The sequence below is a fragment of the Pseudomonas sp. NPDC086112 genome (assembly GCF_044746425.1).
In the GTDB taxonomy this organism is placed as follows: Bacteria; Pseudomonadota; Gammaproteobacteria; order Pseudomonadales; family Pseudomonadaceae; genus Aquipseudomonas.
Map to the genome: position 1 here is coordinate 103409 of NZ_JBIVCD010000007.1, position 15331 is coordinate 118739.

Genomic DNA, 15331 nt, shown 5'->3' on the forward strand with positions numbered 1-15331 from the left:
AGGAAGCCTGTCATGTTAAGTAGAACTGCCTCGGATCTGTATTGGATGTCGCGTTACCTGGAGCGGGCCGAAAACCTCGCACGGATGCTCGACATCAGTTATTCGCTGTCACTGATGCCTCAGGACGGTCGTGGCGATGGCTTGCACGAACTCGCCATGCCGTTGCTGATCACCGGCACTCTGGACGATTACCTGGAGCGTCACGGCGATTTGCACGCCGAACGGCTGCTGCACTTTTTCGCCCTGGATGCGGCCAACCCGGCGAGCATCTACAGCTGCCTCGGTGCCGCGCGAGCCAGCGCCCATGCGGTGCGTGGGCGAATCACCGCTGACATGTGGGAAAACATCAACGCCACCTGGCTGGAGATTCGCGGGATCGCCGAACAGGGCTTGAGTCGCTACGGCATGAGCCGTTTCTGTGAGTGGATCAAGGAACGTTCCCACCTGTTCCGCGGCGCGTCCTACGGCACCATCATGCGTAACGACGCGTTCCGCTTCATTCGTCTGGGCACCTTTATCGAAAGGGCTGACAACACCTTGCGCCTGCTCGACGCCCGTTACGAAATGGCCGGCGATCAGGCCGAAGCGGTCAGCGACGGCACGGCTCACGCCTATTACCAGTGGAGCGCCTTGCTGCGGGCCTTGTCGTCGTTCGAGGCCTATACCGAGATCTATCGCGACGCCCCCGGCGCCCGGCATGTGGCCGAATTGTTGCTGCTGCGCGCCGACGTGCCGCGATCTTTGCGGGCCTGCACCGAAGAAATCGACCAGATTCTCGCCCAATTGCCTGGGGCCAACGGCCGTCCTGCCCAGCGTTTGGCGGCAGAAATGGACGCACGCCTGCGCTACACCGGTATCAACGAAATCCTCGACGAAGGCCTGCATGCCTGGCTGACCGAGTTCATCCCGCTGGTGCGCCAGTTGGGCAACGCCATACACAGTTCCTACCTGGAGGCTGCATGAGACTTTCCATTAGCCACGAGACCACCTATCACTACGAAGATCAGGTGCGGGCGAGCATCCAGTACCTGCGACTGACCCCTCACGACAGCGAGCGCCAACACGTGCTCAGCTGGCAACTCGACCTGCCACGCCCGGTGCGTGCGCAACTCGATCCGTTCGGCAACATTCTGCATGTGCTGACCCTGGACGAACCCCACGAGGCGATCATCATCGGCGCCCGAGGGCAGGTGGACATCGACGAACTGCGCGAAGCCGAACATGAAAGCCAGTCGGCGCTGCCGTTCCTGCGCTTCACGCGCCTGACCGAGGCCGACGAAGCGCTGCGTGCATTCGCCGAGAAGGCCTGCAAACAACGCCGGGATCGTACGGCGCTGATCGATTTGATGCATGGCCTGAACCAGCACATGACCTACACGCCGGGTTCCACCGAAGTAGACACCAGCGCCGCCCAGGCATTCGCCGGGCGCTCCGGGGTCTGCCAGGACCACACCCACGCGTTTCTCGCCTGCGCTCGCAGCCTGGGCATTCCTTCGCGTTATGTGTCGGGGTATCTGTACAGCGAGAACAGCGAACACCTGGCCAGTCACGCCTGGGCGGAAGCCTGGCTGGATGACGCCTGGTACAGCTTCGACGTGACCAACGAACTGGCCCGTCCGGAGCGTCACCTGAAACTGGCGGTGGGCCTGGATTATCTCGACGCCTGCCCGGTACGCGGCATGCGTCGTGGTGGCGGGTGCGAGCAGATGCATGCGAAGGTGTTCGTCTCGCCGACGCCAGCGCCGGTGATTTCGGTGCAACAGCAGTAGGGGTGGGGATACCGCTTCGCGAGCAAGCCCGCTCCCACATTAGAACTTTGGCGTACACAGAATTTGTGACACAAAGGAGATCCAATGTGGGAGCGGGCTTGCTCGCGAAGAGGCCAGCCCTGGCAACACAAGCTCAAGCAATCAAGGTTGCACCTTGCGCCCCGCCATGTGCTTCAAATACCCCACCAACAATTCCAGATCCCCCTCTGGCAACACCGTCGTCGCGAACGCCGGCATCTTCGCCTGTGGCCACTGACGCAAGCTCTGCGGATCACGAATGTAGCGCTTGAGGAAATCCGCGCCGAAGTACTCGGTCGGGTTGAACGGAATATTCAGGTCCGGCCCGAACTGCGCATCCCCCGCGCCATTCAATCGATGACACGCCAGGCAGTTCTTCTGAAACAGCGCAAAGCCCTTGTTCACTGGATCGTCCGCCTTCAGCGCAGGATCGGGCAGCAGGGCAGGGAAGCGCTCGGCCACCGGGGCCATGCGCTTGATACTCGCTACTTCGAACGGCCATTGCTCGGGGCTGATATTGCCCGTTTGTGGATCGGTCCAGACCAGATAAAACGGTCCCGCACTGTGCTTGCCCTCTGACAACGGTGGCCACGGCTTGGCCGGGTCTTCAATCGCCAGCCAGGCCCGCGCGCCTTGGGTACTGAGTAACGGCGCGGCGGCCAGCTCGGCGGCAAAACCGTCCAGGGCAACGGCTTGCAGATGATCCTCAGGCTTGATGCCCGTCAACAACGCCGCCAACGGCACGGCGCGATAGCTCATGTCCCGTTTGTAGGAAACGTCGTTGGTGATCGTGATGGTCTGAACCTGAGGATGCTTGAGCAATTGCTCGGTCTGCCAGGTGCGAGAACTCTCGCCCAGCTCCAGATTCAGCTGTGCGGCAGACAGAGGCATGCTGAGCAGCAAGGCCCCAAATAGAGTGAGCGCTTTCAAGTGATCGCCGTCCATGTCGTGGAAGTGCCGCAAAGGTTGGCACAGCCACGCTGACCCGGGTAGCGAGCCAATCACATTTTTATCAGGCGAAATGAAAACCCTGATGCTCGATCAGCCAATCACCTTGGTCAGGTTCGGCAAAATCAACAACAGTGTAGTGGCGAATAGAATGAGCCCGGCTTGACGAACTTTCGAATGCTTGAACATGGCTTGACCGCCTTTTTTGTTATTTCCTGATGCCTGCCTGCCTATCTCCATGACGGCAGAGCGCTGCACTTCCTTGTATGACGAGTGCCTCGGCAAAACCCGACGACAACTTCGTACAGGTTTACCTTAGGGCCCGCGTCACGATTGGCTTAGATCCATTTCGTATGTGCTGAGCACTCATCGCTTTTAAAAAGGTATGAGGCTTATGGCCATCTTCTTGGGCGCCCGTTTGCTAGACAGCTTGGTGACTTGAATCGGTTTATCCGATAGCAGACTACCGTTCGTCTGAGCGTGACCGTCAACGCCAATGAGCACTGTGGTCATTGAATCCACGGCTGCAGGGCATAAGGTGAGGGCATAAAGATCAGGGTCACACGGTCTCCTGTAGGAGCCGCCGAAGACTGCGATCTTTTGATCTTTTGATCTTCATTTACCACCAGGTTCGAGGACGTCATGACCCAGGCTTTGATATTCGACGCGTTACGCACGCCCCGTGGTAAAGGCAAGGCCAATGGCGCCTTGCACAGCGTCAAGCCAGTGAATCTGGTCGCCGGGCTGCTGACGGCGCTGCAGCAGCGCACATCCCTGGACACCAGTCAGGTCGATGATGTGGTGCTCGGCTGCGTGACGCCCATCGGCGATCAGGGTTCCGACATCGCCAAGACCGCCACGCAGGTGGCCGATTGGGACGTCAGCGTGGCCGGTATGCAGCTCAATCGCTTCTGCGCGTCGGGTCTGGAAGCGGTGAACCTCGGCGCGATGAAAGTGCGTTCCGGCTTCGAAGACCTGGTGGTAGTCGGTGGCGTCGAATCGATGTCCCGCGTGGCCATGGGCAGCGACGGCGGCGCTTGGGCGCTGGACCCGGAAACCAATTTGCACAACCACTTCACCCCTCAGGGCGTGGGTGCGGACCTGATCGCCACGATTGAAGGTTTCAGCCGTCAGGACGTCGATGCCTTCGCGTTGCACTCCCAACAGAAGGCGGCGCGGGCGCGGGCGGACGGTTCGTTCAACAAGTCGCTGGTGCCGGTGCAAGACCAGAACGGCATCATTCTGCTCGATCACGATGAATTCATTCGTGCCGACTCAACGATGGAAGGCCTGGGCAAGCTCAAGCCGAGCTTCGAAATGATCGGGCAAATGGGCTTCGATGCCACGGCATTGGGGGTTTACAGCCAAGTGGAGCGGATTAACCACGTTCATACGCCGGGCAACAGCTCCGGGATCGTCGATGGCGCAGCGCTGATGCTGATCGGCTCCGAAGCGAAGGGCCGGGCGCTGGGTTTGCAGCCCCGGGCGCGAATCGTCGCCACGGCGGTCACCAGCACTGACCCGACCATCATGCTCACCGGTCCGGCACCGGCCACGCGCAAGGCGCTGGCCAAGGCCGGGCTGCGGGTCGAAGACATTGACCTGTTCGAAGTCAACGAAGCGTTCGCTTCGGTGGTGCTCAAGTTCATCAAGGACATGGCCATCGACCCCGACAAGGTCAACGTCAACGGCGGCTCCATCGCCATGGGCCACCCGCTCGGCGCCACCGGCTGCGCGATTCTCGGCACGCTGCTCGATGAATTGGAAACCCGGCGCCTGCGCTATGGCCTGGCGACCTTGTGTGTCGGCGGCGGCATGGGCATTGCCACCATCATCGAACGCCTCTGAGCCCTGACTTCAAGGAACATTTCCATGACCCAAGCCATCCGTTACGAAAAGGGCCAGGACCAGATCGTCGTCCTGACCATCGACATGCCGGGCCAGAGTGCCAACACCATGAACGCGGTCTACCGCGACGCCATGGCCACCTGCGTCGCCCGACTGGTCGCCGACAAGGACGCCATTGGTGTGATCATCACCTCGGCCAAGAAGACCTTCTTCGCCGGCGGCGACCTCAATGAACTGATCAAGGTCGGCAAACCCGAAGCCAAAGCCTTTTACGACATGGTGCTGACACTCAAGGGCCAACTGCGCACCCTGGAAACCCTCGGCAAACCGGTGGTCGCTGCGATCAATGGCGCAGCGCTCGGTGGCGGTTGGGAAATCTGTCTGGCCTGTCATCACCGCGTCGCGCTGGACAACCCATCGGTGCTGCTGGGTCTGCCGGAAGTCACTCTTGGCCTGTTACCGGGCGGCGGCGGGGTAGTGCGCATGGTCCGCATGCTGGGCATCGAAAAAGCGCTGCCGTATCTGCTTGAAGGCAAGAAAATCCGCCCGCAACAGGCGTTGCAGGCGCGGTTGATCGACGAGTTGGCCGCCGATCGCGATGAACTGATGGCCAAGGCGCGGGCGTGGATTGTCGATCACCCGGTCGCTGTGCAGCGCTGGGACGTGAAGGGTTATCAGATTCCTGGCGGCACGCCGTCGGATCCCAAGCTCGCGCCGATGCTGGCCATCACGCCATCGATCCTGCGCAGCAAAACCCAGGGCTGCCTGCCCGCGCCGGAGAAAATCCTCTGTGCTGCGGTGGAAGGCGCCCAAGTGGATTTCGACACGGCGCACCTGATCGAAACCCGCTACTTCACCGAGCTGACCACCGGCCAGGTGTCGAAAAACCTCATTGGTACGTTCTGGTTTCAGCTCAATGAGATCAATGCCGGCGGCTCTAGGCCCCAAGGCATAGCGCCTTACGCGACGAAGAAAGTCGGCGTGCTCGGCGCCGGGATGATGGGCGCGGGCATCGCGTTTGTCAGCGCATCGGTCGGCATCGACGTGGTGCTCAAAGACATCAACCTCGCCGCGGCAGAGAAGGGCAAGGCCCACTCGGCGGCGTTGCTGGACAAGAAGGTTGCGCGTGGTCAGTTAACCCGGGAGCAGCGCGAGGATATTTTGGCGCGAATCCATGCCACCGAAAACGATGCGGATCTGGCCGGTTGCGATCTGATTATTGAAGCGGTGTTTGAAGATCGCGAACTGAAAGCCAAGGTCTCATCGGCGGCGCGAGCAGTCGTCGGCCCGGATGCGGTCATCGCCTCCAACACCTCGACCTTGCCGATCAGCGGCCTGGCCACCGCCGTGCCGGACCAGACGAAATTCATCGGCCTGCATTTCTTCAGTCCCGTGGAGAAAATGCCGTTGGTGGAAATCATCAAGGGCGTCCATACCAGCGACGAAACCCTGGCTCGCGGTTTCGATTTCGTCCTGCAAATCAAGAAGACACCGATCGTGGTCAACGACAGTCGCGGCTTCTTTACCTCACGAGTATTTGGCACCTTCACCAACGAGGGCATCGCCATGCTCGGCGAAGGTGTGAGCGCGCCAATGATCGAGACCGAAGCGCGCAAGGCCGGCATGCCTGTCGGACCTCTGGCGATCTCCGACGAAGTTTCCCTCAGCCTCATGAGCCATATCCGCGAACAAACCGCCAAAGACCTGCGAGCAGAAGGGAAACCGCTGATTGAGCACCCGGCGTTCGCCGTGATTGACTTGTTGCTCAAGGAATACAAGCGTCCGGGCAAGGCCGCTGGAGGTGGTTTCTACGATTACCCGGCCACAGGGCAGAAGCATTTGTGGCCAGAGCTGAAAACCCGCTTCGAGAAAGCCGATGGGCAGATTTCACCGAAGGACATACGCGATCGACTGCTGTTCGTCCAAGCCATCGAAACCGTGCGCTGCATGGAAGAGGGCGTGCTGACCTCGACGGCGGATGCCAACGTTGGCTCGATCTTCGGCATCGGCTTCGCGGCCTGGACCGGCGGTGCGCTGCAGTTCATCAATCAGTATGGCGTGAAAGACTTCGTCGCCCGCGCCCAGTACCTGGCCGAGCAGTACGGCGAGCGCTTCACACCGCCTGCGCTGCTACTGGAGAAAGCCGCCAAAGACGCGTTGTTTTAAGGGACGTTCTAAGGGACCGATGACGCGCTCCGGGGCTTGCCTTGCCACGGTGTTTCAAGGCAGGCTCTGGGGTGTGCATTATTCCCTTCATGTGTCAGGTATTTTTTATGTCGTTACGCATCTGCATTCTGGAAACCGACATCCTGCGTCCGGAACTGGTCGATCAATATCAGGGTTACGGGCAGATGTTCCAGCGTCTGTTTTCGCAGCAACCCATCGCTGCCGAGTTCACCGTGTACAACGTGATGCAGGGCGATTATCCCAGCGATGATCAGATCTTTGATGCATATCTGGTCACCGGTAGCAAGGCCGACTCCTTCGGTACCGACCCGTGGATTCAAACCCTCAAGACCTACCTGCTGGACCGCTACCAGCGCGGCGACAAGCTGCTGGGCGTGTGCTTCGGCCATCAACTGCTGGCGCTGCTGTTGGGTGGCAAGAGCGAGCGGGCGACCCAGGGTTGGGGCGTCGGCACCCATAGCTACAAACTTGCCGCCAAGGCGCCGTGGATGAGCCCACTGAGGGAAGAGCTGACGCTGCTGATCAGCCATCAGGATCAGGTCACCGCGCTCCCGGAAAACGCTACGGTGATTGCTTCGAGTGATTTTTGCCCGTTCGCTGCGTACCACATCAACGATCAGGTGCTGTGCTTCCAGGGGCATCCGGAGTTCATTCACGATTACTCACGGGCGTTGCTGGATATTCGTCAGGAAGCGCTGGGCGAGCAGATTTATTCGAAAGGTATGGCCAGTCTTGAACACGAGCATCACGGCACGACCGTCGCAGAGTGGATGATGCGGTTTGTGGCGCACAAGCCTGAGGGTGAGGGTGAGTCGGTTAAGCCTTAAAGGCTTCGCGGGCAAGCCTCGCTCCTACAGGAGGTTCGGTGTTCTTGTAGGAGCGAGGCTTGCCCGCGAATTCGTTCAGACGCCTCAGTCCTGACTACAACCATCCCGACCGCTTGAAACTCGCCCACAAACCGACACACCCAATAGTAATAAACCCCAACACCCCGAAATACCCGTAATGCCAACTCAACTCTGGCATGTCCTCGAAGTTCATCCCGTAAATCCCCGCTATCGCCGTCGGGAACGCCAGAATCGCCGCCCACGCCGCGAACTTGCGCTGCACCACGCTCTGGCGTGACGCCTCCAGCAACACCCCGACCTCGATGGTCTGGCTGGCAATGTCCGCCAGGGTCGTCAGGTCTTCCATCTGCCGCGTGACATGAATCTGCACGTCGCGGAAATACGGGCGCATGTTCTTGTCGATGAACGGAAAGCTCAGCTTTTGCAGTTCCTCACCGATCTCCACCATGGGTGCCGCAAACCGGCGCAAGCGCAATACATCGCGGCGAAGGCCGTGGAGTTTCTGGATATCGCGCTCCTTCAGTGAACCGCAGAGGACATTGCTCTCCAGCTCATCGATCTCGGCATGAATCGCTTCGCCCATCGGCTGGTAGTTTTCAATCACGAAGTCGAGAATGGCATAGAGTACGAAATCCTCCCCATGCTCCAACAACAGCGGCCGCGCCTCACAGCGCTGTCGGACGTACGCGTAGGACGCCGAATGTCCATTGCGTGCGGTAATGATGTAACCCTTGCCGGCGAAGATATGAGTCTCGATGAACTGCAGTTTGCCTTCATTGCGGATTGGCGAATACGTGACGATAAACAGCGCGTCGCCGAACGTCTCCAGCTTCGGTCGGCTGTGTTTTTCCAGGGCATCTTCGATCGCCAGTTCATGCAGGTTGAACTGACGTTGCAGGTTGAACAGCTCTTCGGCGTTCGGCTCTTCCAGACCAATCCAGACAAAGTGGCCGGGCTTGGCAGCCCAGGCAGCGCCTTCGTCGAGCGTGATATTGGTGACCTTCTTACCGGCACTGTAAACCGCAGCAGCAACGACTCTACCCATGATTTTGGTTCACTTCTTATTAGCGCTTTGTATTAAGCAAAAATGCAGTGGCAAGCAGGATTCAGCTTAACCTTGTCTGCTGCTTGAGAGTCAGCAAAATCTGTAGAGTTCGCAGGCAAAAGAAAACCCGCACAGGGCGGGCTTCTTTCAGGCGGCCTGCAGTTGCCGATCCATCGAGTCGATGCACTCGCGCATCTGCTCACGGCACTGGGCGATCAGCATCGGCATGTCATCCAGACTCAATCCAGACGTAGGAATCGCCGGCAGCGAACGGATCAGAATTTTCCCGCTGCGCCAGCGGTTCAATCGCATGTGTTTGACGTAACTGCTGACACACACCGGAACAATCGGCACGCCCGCGGCAATCGCCATCTGGAACGCACCTTTTTTGAACGGCAGCAGTTCTTCGCCGAGGTTGCGCGTGCCTTCGGGGAAAACCCAGATCGAGGTGTCTTCATGCTGCAAGGTGCGAGTCGTGGTCAGCATCGACTGGCGTGCCTTGTGTGCATTGCCGCGGTCAATCAACACATTGCCGGCCAACCAGAACAACTGCCCGAACAAAGGCACCCACTTCAGGCTCTTCTTGCCAATGCACACGGTGCGGCGGGGCACCACGTTGCCGAACACAAACAGATCGTAGTTGGACTGGTGGTTGGCAATGATCACGCAGCTGTCAGGCTTATCCATTAACGGCCCGACGTCGGTCTTCACCCGCAAACGCAGAATGCACATCGCCGGCCACGCATACAGACGTGCGCATAAACGGCTGTTGTCCGGATTGAACGGTCGGCACAGACCGAGAATCACACCAAGCATGCCGGCCAGAATAAAGTGCAAGCCCATCAATAACATACGAAACACAAACAGCATTTAAAGGGCCCACCGGGACAAAAGGTGGCGCAGTGTACGGATGTGCACTGTTTTCGGCAATTGCCGCTATAGAAGTGGGAGATAGCCGATGTTTGAGCGCTTGTTTCCGACTTATGGGTCAGATGCGGTTTAGAGCGGTTGTAAGGTTTTGAACCAGACACGCAAGAAAAAGCCCGACACGACGGTCGGGCTTTTCGGTACAGCGCGTTCGGGCTTAACCCATATGCTCCTGATCCAGGATGATCGCGTTGTCCAGCGTCTCCAGCAACGCCTTGCGCACTTTGAGCTTGGTGTTTTTATGGGCGGTCATGTTGAGCTTCTTCAACTGACGAGCCGCCGCCAGCGCTGCGCCTTGCAGCTCTTCGGCCGACACCACCAGATCAAGGAAACCGGCATCCACAGCACTCTGTGGATTGAACATCTCGGCATTGATCACCGCGCGATGAAACGCCGACTTGCGCAGACGATCACGCGCCAGCTCGATACCGGCATGGTGCATGGTCATGCCGATCTGCACTTCATTCAGACCAATGCTGAACGGGCCATCGACACCAATGCGGTAGTCGGCCGACAACAAAATAAACGCACCCTTGGCCACCGCATGCCCAGGGCACGCCACGACCACCGGGAACGGGTGCGACAGCAGCCGACGAGCCAGCGTCGAACCGGCAGCCACCAGTGCAATCGCCTCTTTAGGGCCGGCCGTCATCACCTTCAAGTCATAACCACCCGAAAAAATGCCCGGCTGACTGGTAATGATCACCACCGCCCGATCCGCCACTGCCCGATCCAGCGCAGCGTTAAACGCAACAATCACATTCGGTGAGATGGCATTGACCTTGCCATTGCTCAAGGTCAGGGTCGCGATACCGTCTTCGAGATGGTAAGAAATCAGGTCGCTCATCTTGTGTTCCTTTTGTTTTTAAGAGGGTGAAGCCCTTTATTTTAAAGGGCTGTATCGAATTGGTTGTGTTGAGCTGGAGCGTGGTTTTCTCGCGCAGTGTCCACAAAGTGTCCGCGGTTGCCAGCCAGAGGATTCAAATTGACCACCTCCGCAAGGTGGCCGGGGCTGAAGTGTGCATAACGGATGGTCATTTCCAACGTGGAATGTCCAAGCACTCGCTGCAAAGTGAGGATGTCTCCTCCGTTCATCATGTAGTGGCTGGCGAAGGTGTGACGCAGAACATGTGTCACCTGGCCCTTTGGTAAACCAAGCTCCAATTCATTCACGACGTCGGAAAATGTGTACCAGGTCTCCCTGTATGACGATTTGAAGGGCATCGACTTCGTCAGCAGTGTCTCCAGTGCCGGCGAGATTGGAACGGTGCGGTTTTTGGCTGACTTTGTTCGAGTGAAATGGATGCGGCCATCTCTCACTTGCCCAGGTTCCAGATTCGCTGCTTCTGCCCACCTTGCGCCTGTTGAAAGGCAAACGCGTGCGATGACACCGACGTCTGATTGTTCTTTGTCCAGTCGTGTGAGCAGGAGCGATATTTGATCGCTGGACAGGTACGCCATCTCACTTTGATCGAACTTCAAAGCGCGGACCTTGGACAACGGGTTTTCACCTGACCACTCGCCCAAGCGCTCCAGCTCATTGAACACTGCACGTAGGTAACTCAGCTCGTGGTTTGCCGTGTTCGCTGTGATTGGCGCTGTAGCACCGTTTCGCTTACCGGTTTCATCCACCTTTGCTCGGCCCCATTTGCCGGCCAGCCGGTCTGATCGGTATTGAGTGAAGCTGCTCGCAGAGAAATCGATAGCACGAGGATCGCCTAGGTTTTTAACCATTCGATCAAGGAATGCCCGACATTTCTCACCTCTCTTGAGGTGGCATCCATGCAGTTTGAACCACAGTGAAACCAGGTCAGAAAGACGGCGTTCGTCTTGTTTCGGTTTCTTTTCAAACTCTCCTTTCGCACCGTCTCCCATCAAGCGGCGCTCGAAAACCATGGCTTCGTTCTTGGTTCGAAACTTCTTTCGAATCCGCGCACCTGCACGTCCATCTGGCCGACAGTCCACGAGCCATTCGCCAGACTCAAGCTTCTTTAATGACATAAGCCGTACACGCGCCGGATGGAAAAAAGGCTCAAGAAACAATCCTGATTGGGGGTTAGAGAGGGCTGATTTGGCCGCATTCTGGTGCTACGTCGCCGGTCATTAACCACAGGGTGTACTTCTTGAATCGCGGGTGATTAACGATCTTGAAGATGGGCGGGGCGCCCATTTCAGCGATGCCAGCTTCGTATTTTTTGTAGCTGCTGATGCTTATTCCCATCACCTCGCAAAACTCATTTTGAGTGAGCGCTTCCTTCGCCCGTATCGCCTTCAGTTTCGCTGGAATTTCCACGACCTCTCCCTTGACAAGTTCCATATGTGGAACCAATATAGTTCCATGTGTGGAACTTTTTCAGAATATATACCCATGGAGAATACCAAATGCAGGTTGTAATCGACACGCCATACGTGACCCCAGATGAGTTTGCGCGTCGCGCTGGGCTCTCGGAACGCTCTGTGCGTCACAAAATAGACCAAGGAATGATTCTGGTCAGGGAGAAGGAGCCCGGCCAAAAGAAAGGTACTGTCTTCATCAACATGGTTTACCTGGCCATGGAAGCTACAGAACAAGCCGAGCGTGTTCGGGGTGGAAAAAGCAAAAGCAAAACCGGCGATCAGTAAGGGGCCGGGGAATGCAATTCGAAGATATCTACCGCCTGGAAGTGGTCGAAGCCCTGGAGCATGACCACGACTTGGACTTCAAAGACATTGGCACCACCTACTTTCAAAAGGGTGTATGCCCGGGGTGTGGCGAACGCACGCTGTACATAGCACGCAAGCAGCCGTATCAGCTCAAGTGCAATCGCCTGAACCAATGCCAATTTGAGGAAAAGACTCGGGAACGTTACAGCCACCTGTTCGAAAACCTCAGCGAGCGATTCCCACGTACTGAGTTGAATCCCAACGCCACGGCCGACGCTTACCTACAGCGCAATCGCGGGTTCGACATCAGCAAGATGAAGGGCTGGTACGAGCAGGCCCGTCGCAAAGTGGCAGACGGTCAATGGGCGGACACCGTGCGATTCCCGCTCTGTGACGGCTACTGGGAACGCATCATTGACGCAACCATGGTCACGGCCAACGGTGGTGATAAAGCCGGTATCAAATGGAAGATGTCCTACAAGGGCGGTGCCTGGGTGCCGCCTGGCATGACCATCGAGCAAGGCGACAGCGTGTATGTCGTAGAGGGCATTTTTCACGCTATCGCCCTATTCCTCACCGGCTACAAGGCCGTGGCGTCTATCTCGGCGAACAACTTCCCTTGGGACATCGTCGAGGCCAACAAAGGCAAGAAGGTTCGCTGGATCATCGCCCTGGACGACGACGCGGCCGGTCACTCCGTCATTCCCAAATACCGCAGCCAACTGCACGCCAAAGACGAAATCGCCTGGGTTGCTCTCGCCGGTGCCGATCGCGATTGGGACGACGTATATCGCGATGGTCAACTGAATGACGACTTCATGCGGGAGGCCTGCTACCAGGGCCGTTTGTTCGTGGCAGTCAGCGCTATGAAAAAGGCGTTTTTGCTATACCTGAAACGCCCACACAGCTTCTTCCTTTTGGATTTTCAGAACCGGCTTTATTCGGCGAAGGTAAGCACCGACGAACTGAACAAGGATCTGGACGGCGACACGGTAAATGGCCACTGGCCAAAATTCGAAAAGCACTGCGACATCAAGCAGGTGGCCAACTGCGTTCCGCACTTCGAATACATCCAGCGCGATGCCCTCAGTGGGGATCAGCAGTTCTTCTTCCAATTCAACTTCCCCAATGCGGCACAGAACTGCAAAGAGCCTTTGGCGCCGAATTCCATTGGTGACCCGCGTAGCTTCGCCAAATCGCTACTGGAACGCACACCTGGCGGCAACTTCGAAGGTGGGGAAAAGGTGCTGGCCATGTTGCGCAGCAAGTGGCTCGACAACGCACTAACGGTTCGATCGCTGCCCTTTGTCGGCTACGACGCATCAAGCAAGACGTACTGCTTTCAGAAGTTCGGTTACCACAAGGGCCGCGAGTACCTGGCCAACAACCACGGTTATCTTGAGGTCGGGAAAGTCGGCCTGAAAACCTCGCTCAATAGCCTGACAATCGTCCGCGGTTCTGGCTTCGACCCAAGCTGGTTTTCTGACTTCTTTGCGGTGCATCACCTGAACGGACTCGCTGCGTTGTCGTGGTGGACTGCCACGCTGTTCGTGCAGCAAATCCGCACCAAACAGGAGTCGTGGCCATTCCTGGAACTGACCGGCGACGCCGGCGCAGGCAAATCCAGTTTGCTGCGCTTCCTGTGGCGTTTACTCGGTCGCTCAAACTATGAAGGCATCAAGCCCAACAGCGACGGCGCAAGTGCGATCGGCCTGACCCGTGCACTGTCTCAGGTCAGCAATCTTCCGGTGGTGCTTATCGAGTCTGACAGCCAGGCCGTCGACGCTCAGGGCCGCACGGTAGTCAGTCAATACAATTGGGAAAAGTGGAAAGCGCTGTTTGACCACAACGCCACGCTTCGAACGGTGGGCGTGAAGTCCTCGAGCAACGACACTGACAGCCTGATTTTCCTCGCAGCGCTGTGCATTGCTCAGAACGCTAGCGTTGAAGGCTCCGAGGCGATCCTGACCCGCATCAGCCATTTTCACGCGAACCGGGCGCACCACACCCCTGCATTGAAGGTTCTGGCCACGCGCCTGAATGGTATGCCCGTCGAGCAGGTGGCGGGCTACTTGGGGCATTGCATCGGACAGGAATCAGCCTGGCTCCAGCGCTACTTCGACGCCTTTGCGGAATACGAGCAACGCCTGCAAGCGAACCCTGTGCTTCAGCATCAGCGAATAGTGTTGTGCCACGCCCAAATGATGGCTGCTGCGAAAGCTACCCAGGCGTTGTTCCCGGACTGGAGCGACGACGCCCTGGAACAGCTAATCAAGCATATCGAACGCCGCGCGATCGATCGGCAGCAACGTGTCAGCACCGAGAACCCAACGGCCGGGCGCTTCTGGCAGATCTATCACTACCTCAACGAGCGCGTGGTTTCGATCAGCGATGCAGCTGGCGATCGCGAAGTCATTCAGGAAACGCTCAACCACAGCGCTGACAAAGACCTGATCGCCATCAATATCGAACACTTCCACAACGCCTGCCGCCTCGCTGGCCAAGAAGTCATTCACGCGACCCAGCTGCACCGTGCACTGCCGCTCAGTTCCTCACACACCTTCATAGAGACACGCAAAGTCCGCTCGGTCATTGAGAAGCGATCGCTCAACTGCTGGCTGTTCCGCAAGGGGAGCAAATCGTGATGAACGTCCAGGGGATGAAAACACGTGTATGGGGGCAGCCCCATGTTTTTGGGGGAATGCGTGTGTCGCCACTGACCGGGTGGAACATCTGGAACATGAATATCTATAAGAAAAATATCTATAAAAAACAGATAGATAGCAAGCATCACCTCATCAGTTCAGACCGGAACACGCTGGAACACGCCGGAACAACTTTCCATTTGCTGTTCCAGAAGTGTTCCGCCATCAGCATTTGCCGGAACACCTCGCAACCCCTTGTAGATCAAGGCCTACAGCGAAATTCGCGAAAAAGCTGTTCCGCAATGTTCCGGCTTAAGCGTTCAAACACCAATCACGCTGGAAGCCCCATAAACCGTGGGCTTGCGGCCATCAACTTTTAATTGTTCCGGATGTTCCGGGGTACGCCCGGGCACACGCGACATTTTTTCGGGCGCGGAGCCTGATTCAACAGCA

General features: G+C 57.7%; 14 protein-coding genes. 8 read left to right on the top strand and 6 right to left on the bottom strand.

Features of this window, described 5'->3' with window-relative positions:
* Positions 1–12: 12 nt before the first annotated feature.
* Positions 13–963 (top strand): alpha-E domain-containing protein, encoded by a 951-nt coding sequence (locus ACIPLA_RS07735; protein ID WP_010456611.1) that lies wholly within the window; start codon positions 13–15, stop codon positions 961–963.
* The gene (locus tag ACIPLA_RS07740) at positions 960–1769 is read left to right on the top strand and encodes a transglutaminase family protein (protein ID WP_048394414.1); all 810 of its coding nucleotides are present in this window, start codon (positions 960–962) and stop codon (positions 1767–1769) included. The genes ACIPLA_RS07735 and ACIPLA_RS07740 overlap by 4 nt, the downstream gene beginning before the upstream one ends.
* Positions 1770–1910: 141 nt before the next feature.
* Here ACIPLA_RS07740 and ACIPLA_RS07745 read toward each other — a convergent pair whose 3' ends face one another.
* Entirely contained in the window at positions 1911–2732 is an 822-nt protein-coding gene (locus ACIPLA_RS07745; protein ID WP_218394312.1) for a cytochrome c, read from the bottom strand.
* A gap of 645 nt (positions 2733–3377) precedes the next feature.
* Between ACIPLA_RS07745 and ACIPLA_RS07750 the strand changes: the two genes are divergently transcribed.
* The 3 genes from ACIPLA_RS07750 to ACIPLA_RS07760 all read left to right on the top strand — a co-directional run bounded on the left by ACIPLA_RS07750 (position 3378) and on the right by ACIPLA_RS07760 (position 7597).
* Positions 3378–4583, top strand: coding sequence for an acetyl-CoA C-acetyltransferase (locus tag ACIPLA_RS07750; RefSeq protein WP_401172776.1), 1206 nt, complete (start codon positions 3378–3380; stop codon positions 4581–4583).
* 24 nt (positions 4584–4607) lie between these two features.
* Entirely contained in the window at positions 4608–6749 is a 2142-nt protein-coding gene (locus ACIPLA_RS07755; protein WP_401172778.1) for a 3-hydroxyacyl-CoA dehydrogenase NAD-binding domain-containing protein, read from the top strand.
* A 107-nt stretch (positions 6750–6856) separates the two neighbouring features.
* The gene (locus ACIPLA_RS07760; RefSeq protein WP_218394315.1) at positions 6857–7597 is read left to right on the top strand and encodes an amidotransferase; all 741 of its coding nucleotides are present in this window, start codon (positions 6857–6859) and stop codon (positions 7595–7597) included.
* A gap of 94 nt (positions 7598–7691) precedes the next feature.
* On the opposite strand, the gene ACIPLA_RS07765 is transcribed toward ACIPLA_RS07760, so the two are convergent.
* The 5 genes from ACIPLA_RS07765 to ACIPLA_RS07785 all read right to left on the bottom strand — a co-directional run bounded on the left by ACIPLA_RS07765 (position 7692) and on the right by ACIPLA_RS07785 (position 11907).
* Positions 7692–8663, bottom strand: coding sequence for a magnesium and cobalt transport protein CorA (locus ACIPLA_RS07765; protein WP_218394316.1), 972 nt, complete (start codon positions 8661–8663; stop codon positions 7692–7694).
* 147 nt (positions 8664–8810) lie between these two features.
* A complete protein-coding gene (locus ACIPLA_RS07770; RefSeq protein ID WP_401172781.1) occupies positions 8811–9533 on the bottom strand; it encodes a lysophospholipid acyltransferase family protein in 723 nt (240 codons plus the stop codon).
* 214 nt (positions 9534–9747) lie between these two features.
* Positions 9748–10437, bottom strand: coding sequence for a crotonase/enoyl-CoA hydratase family protein (locus tag ACIPLA_RS07775; protein ID WP_401172783.1), 690 nt, complete (start codon positions 10435–10437; stop codon positions 9748–9750).
* Between the two features lie 41 nt (positions 10438–10478).
* Positions 10479–11486, bottom strand: a complete 1008-nt coding sequence (locus tag ACIPLA_RS07780; protein ID WP_401172785.1) for a tyrosine-type recombinase/integrase — start codon at positions 11484–11486, stop codon at positions 10479–10481.
* Positions 11487–11646: 160 nt separating this feature from the next.
* Positions 11647–11907, bottom strand: a complete 261-nt coding sequence (locus ACIPLA_RS07785) for a helix-turn-helix domain-containing protein (RefSeq protein WP_401172787.1) — start codon at positions 11905–11907, stop codon at positions 11647–11649.
* A 65-nt stretch (positions 11908–11972) separates the two neighbouring features.
* On the opposite strand from ACIPLA_RS07785, the gene ACIPLA_RS07790 reads away from it, so the two are divergent.
* From ACIPLA_RS07790 to ACIPLA_RS07800, 3 genes are read left to right on the top strand one after another with little or no spacing between them, the layout of a single operon-like run.
* Positions 11973–12212, top strand: a complete 240-nt coding sequence (locus ACIPLA_RS07790) for a hypothetical protein (protein WP_401172789.1) — start codon at positions 11973–11975, stop codon at positions 12210–12212.
* Between the two features lie 11 nt (positions 12213–12223).
* The gene (locus ACIPLA_RS07795; protein WP_401172791.1) at positions 12224–14878 is read left to right on the top strand and encodes a toprim domain-containing protein; all 2655 of its coding nucleotides are present in this window, start codon (positions 12224–12226) and stop codon (positions 14876–14878) included.
* A complete protein-coding gene (locus ACIPLA_RS07800) occupies positions 14875–15258 on the top strand; it encodes a hypothetical protein (protein WP_401172793.1) in 384 nt (127 codons plus the stop codon). The genes ACIPLA_RS07795 and ACIPLA_RS07800 overlap by 4 nt, the downstream gene beginning before the upstream one ends.
* Positions 15259–15331: the final 73 nt, after the last annotated feature.

Bases quoted from the DNA above. Each gene is read 5' to 3' on its own strand.
- ACIPLA_RS07735 (WP_010456611.1), top strand. From the start codon at position 13: ATGTTAAGTAGAACTGCCTCGGATCTGTATTGGATGTCGCGTTACCTG.
- ACIPLA_RS07740 (WP_048394414.1), top strand. From the start codon at position 960: ATGAGACTTTCCATTAGCCACGAGACCACCTATCACTACGAAGATCAG.
- ACIPLA_RS07745 (WP_218394312.1), bottom strand. From the start codon at position 2,732: ATGGACGGCGATCACTTGAAAGCGCTCACTCTATTTGGGGCCTTGCTG.
- ACIPLA_RS07750 (WP_401172776.1), top strand. From the start codon at position 3,378: ATGACCCAGGCTTTGATATTCGACGCGTTACGCACGCCCCGTGGTAAA.
- ACIPLA_RS07755 (WP_401172778.1), top strand. From the start codon at position 4,608: ATGACCCAAGCCATCCGTTACGAAAAGGGCCAGGACCAGATCGTCGTC.
- ACIPLA_RS07760 (WP_218394315.1), top strand. From the start codon at position 6,857: ATGTCGTTACGCATCTGCATTCTGGAAACCGACATCCTGCGTCCGGAA.
- ACIPLA_RS07765 (WP_218394316.1), bottom strand. From the start codon at position 8,663: ATGGGTAGAGTCGTTGCTGCTGCGGTTTACAGTGCCGGTAAGAAGGTC.
- ACIPLA_RS07770 (WP_401172781.1), bottom strand. From the start codon at position 9,533: ATGCTGTTTGTGTTTCGTATGTTATTGATGGGCTTGCACTTTATTCTG.
- ACIPLA_RS07775 (WP_401172783.1), bottom strand. From the start codon at position 10,437: ATGAGCGACCTGATTTCTTACCATCTCGAAGACGGTATCGCGACCCTG.
- ACIPLA_RS07780 (WP_401172785.1), bottom strand. From the start codon at position 11,486: ATGGTTTTCGAGCGCCGCTTGATGGGAGACGGTGCGAAAGGAGAGTTT.
- ACIPLA_RS07785 (WP_401172787.1), bottom strand. From the start codon at position 11,907: ATGGAACTTGTCAAGGGAGAGGTCGTGGAAATTCCAGCGAAACTGAAG.
- ACIPLA_RS07790 (WP_401172789.1), top strand. From the start codon at position 11,973: ATGCAGGTTGTAATCGACACGCCATACGTGACCCCAGATGAGTTTGCG.
- ACIPLA_RS07795 (WP_401172791.1), top strand. From the start codon at position 12,224: ATGCAATTCGAAGATATCTACCGCCTGGAAGTGGTCGAAGCCCTGGAG.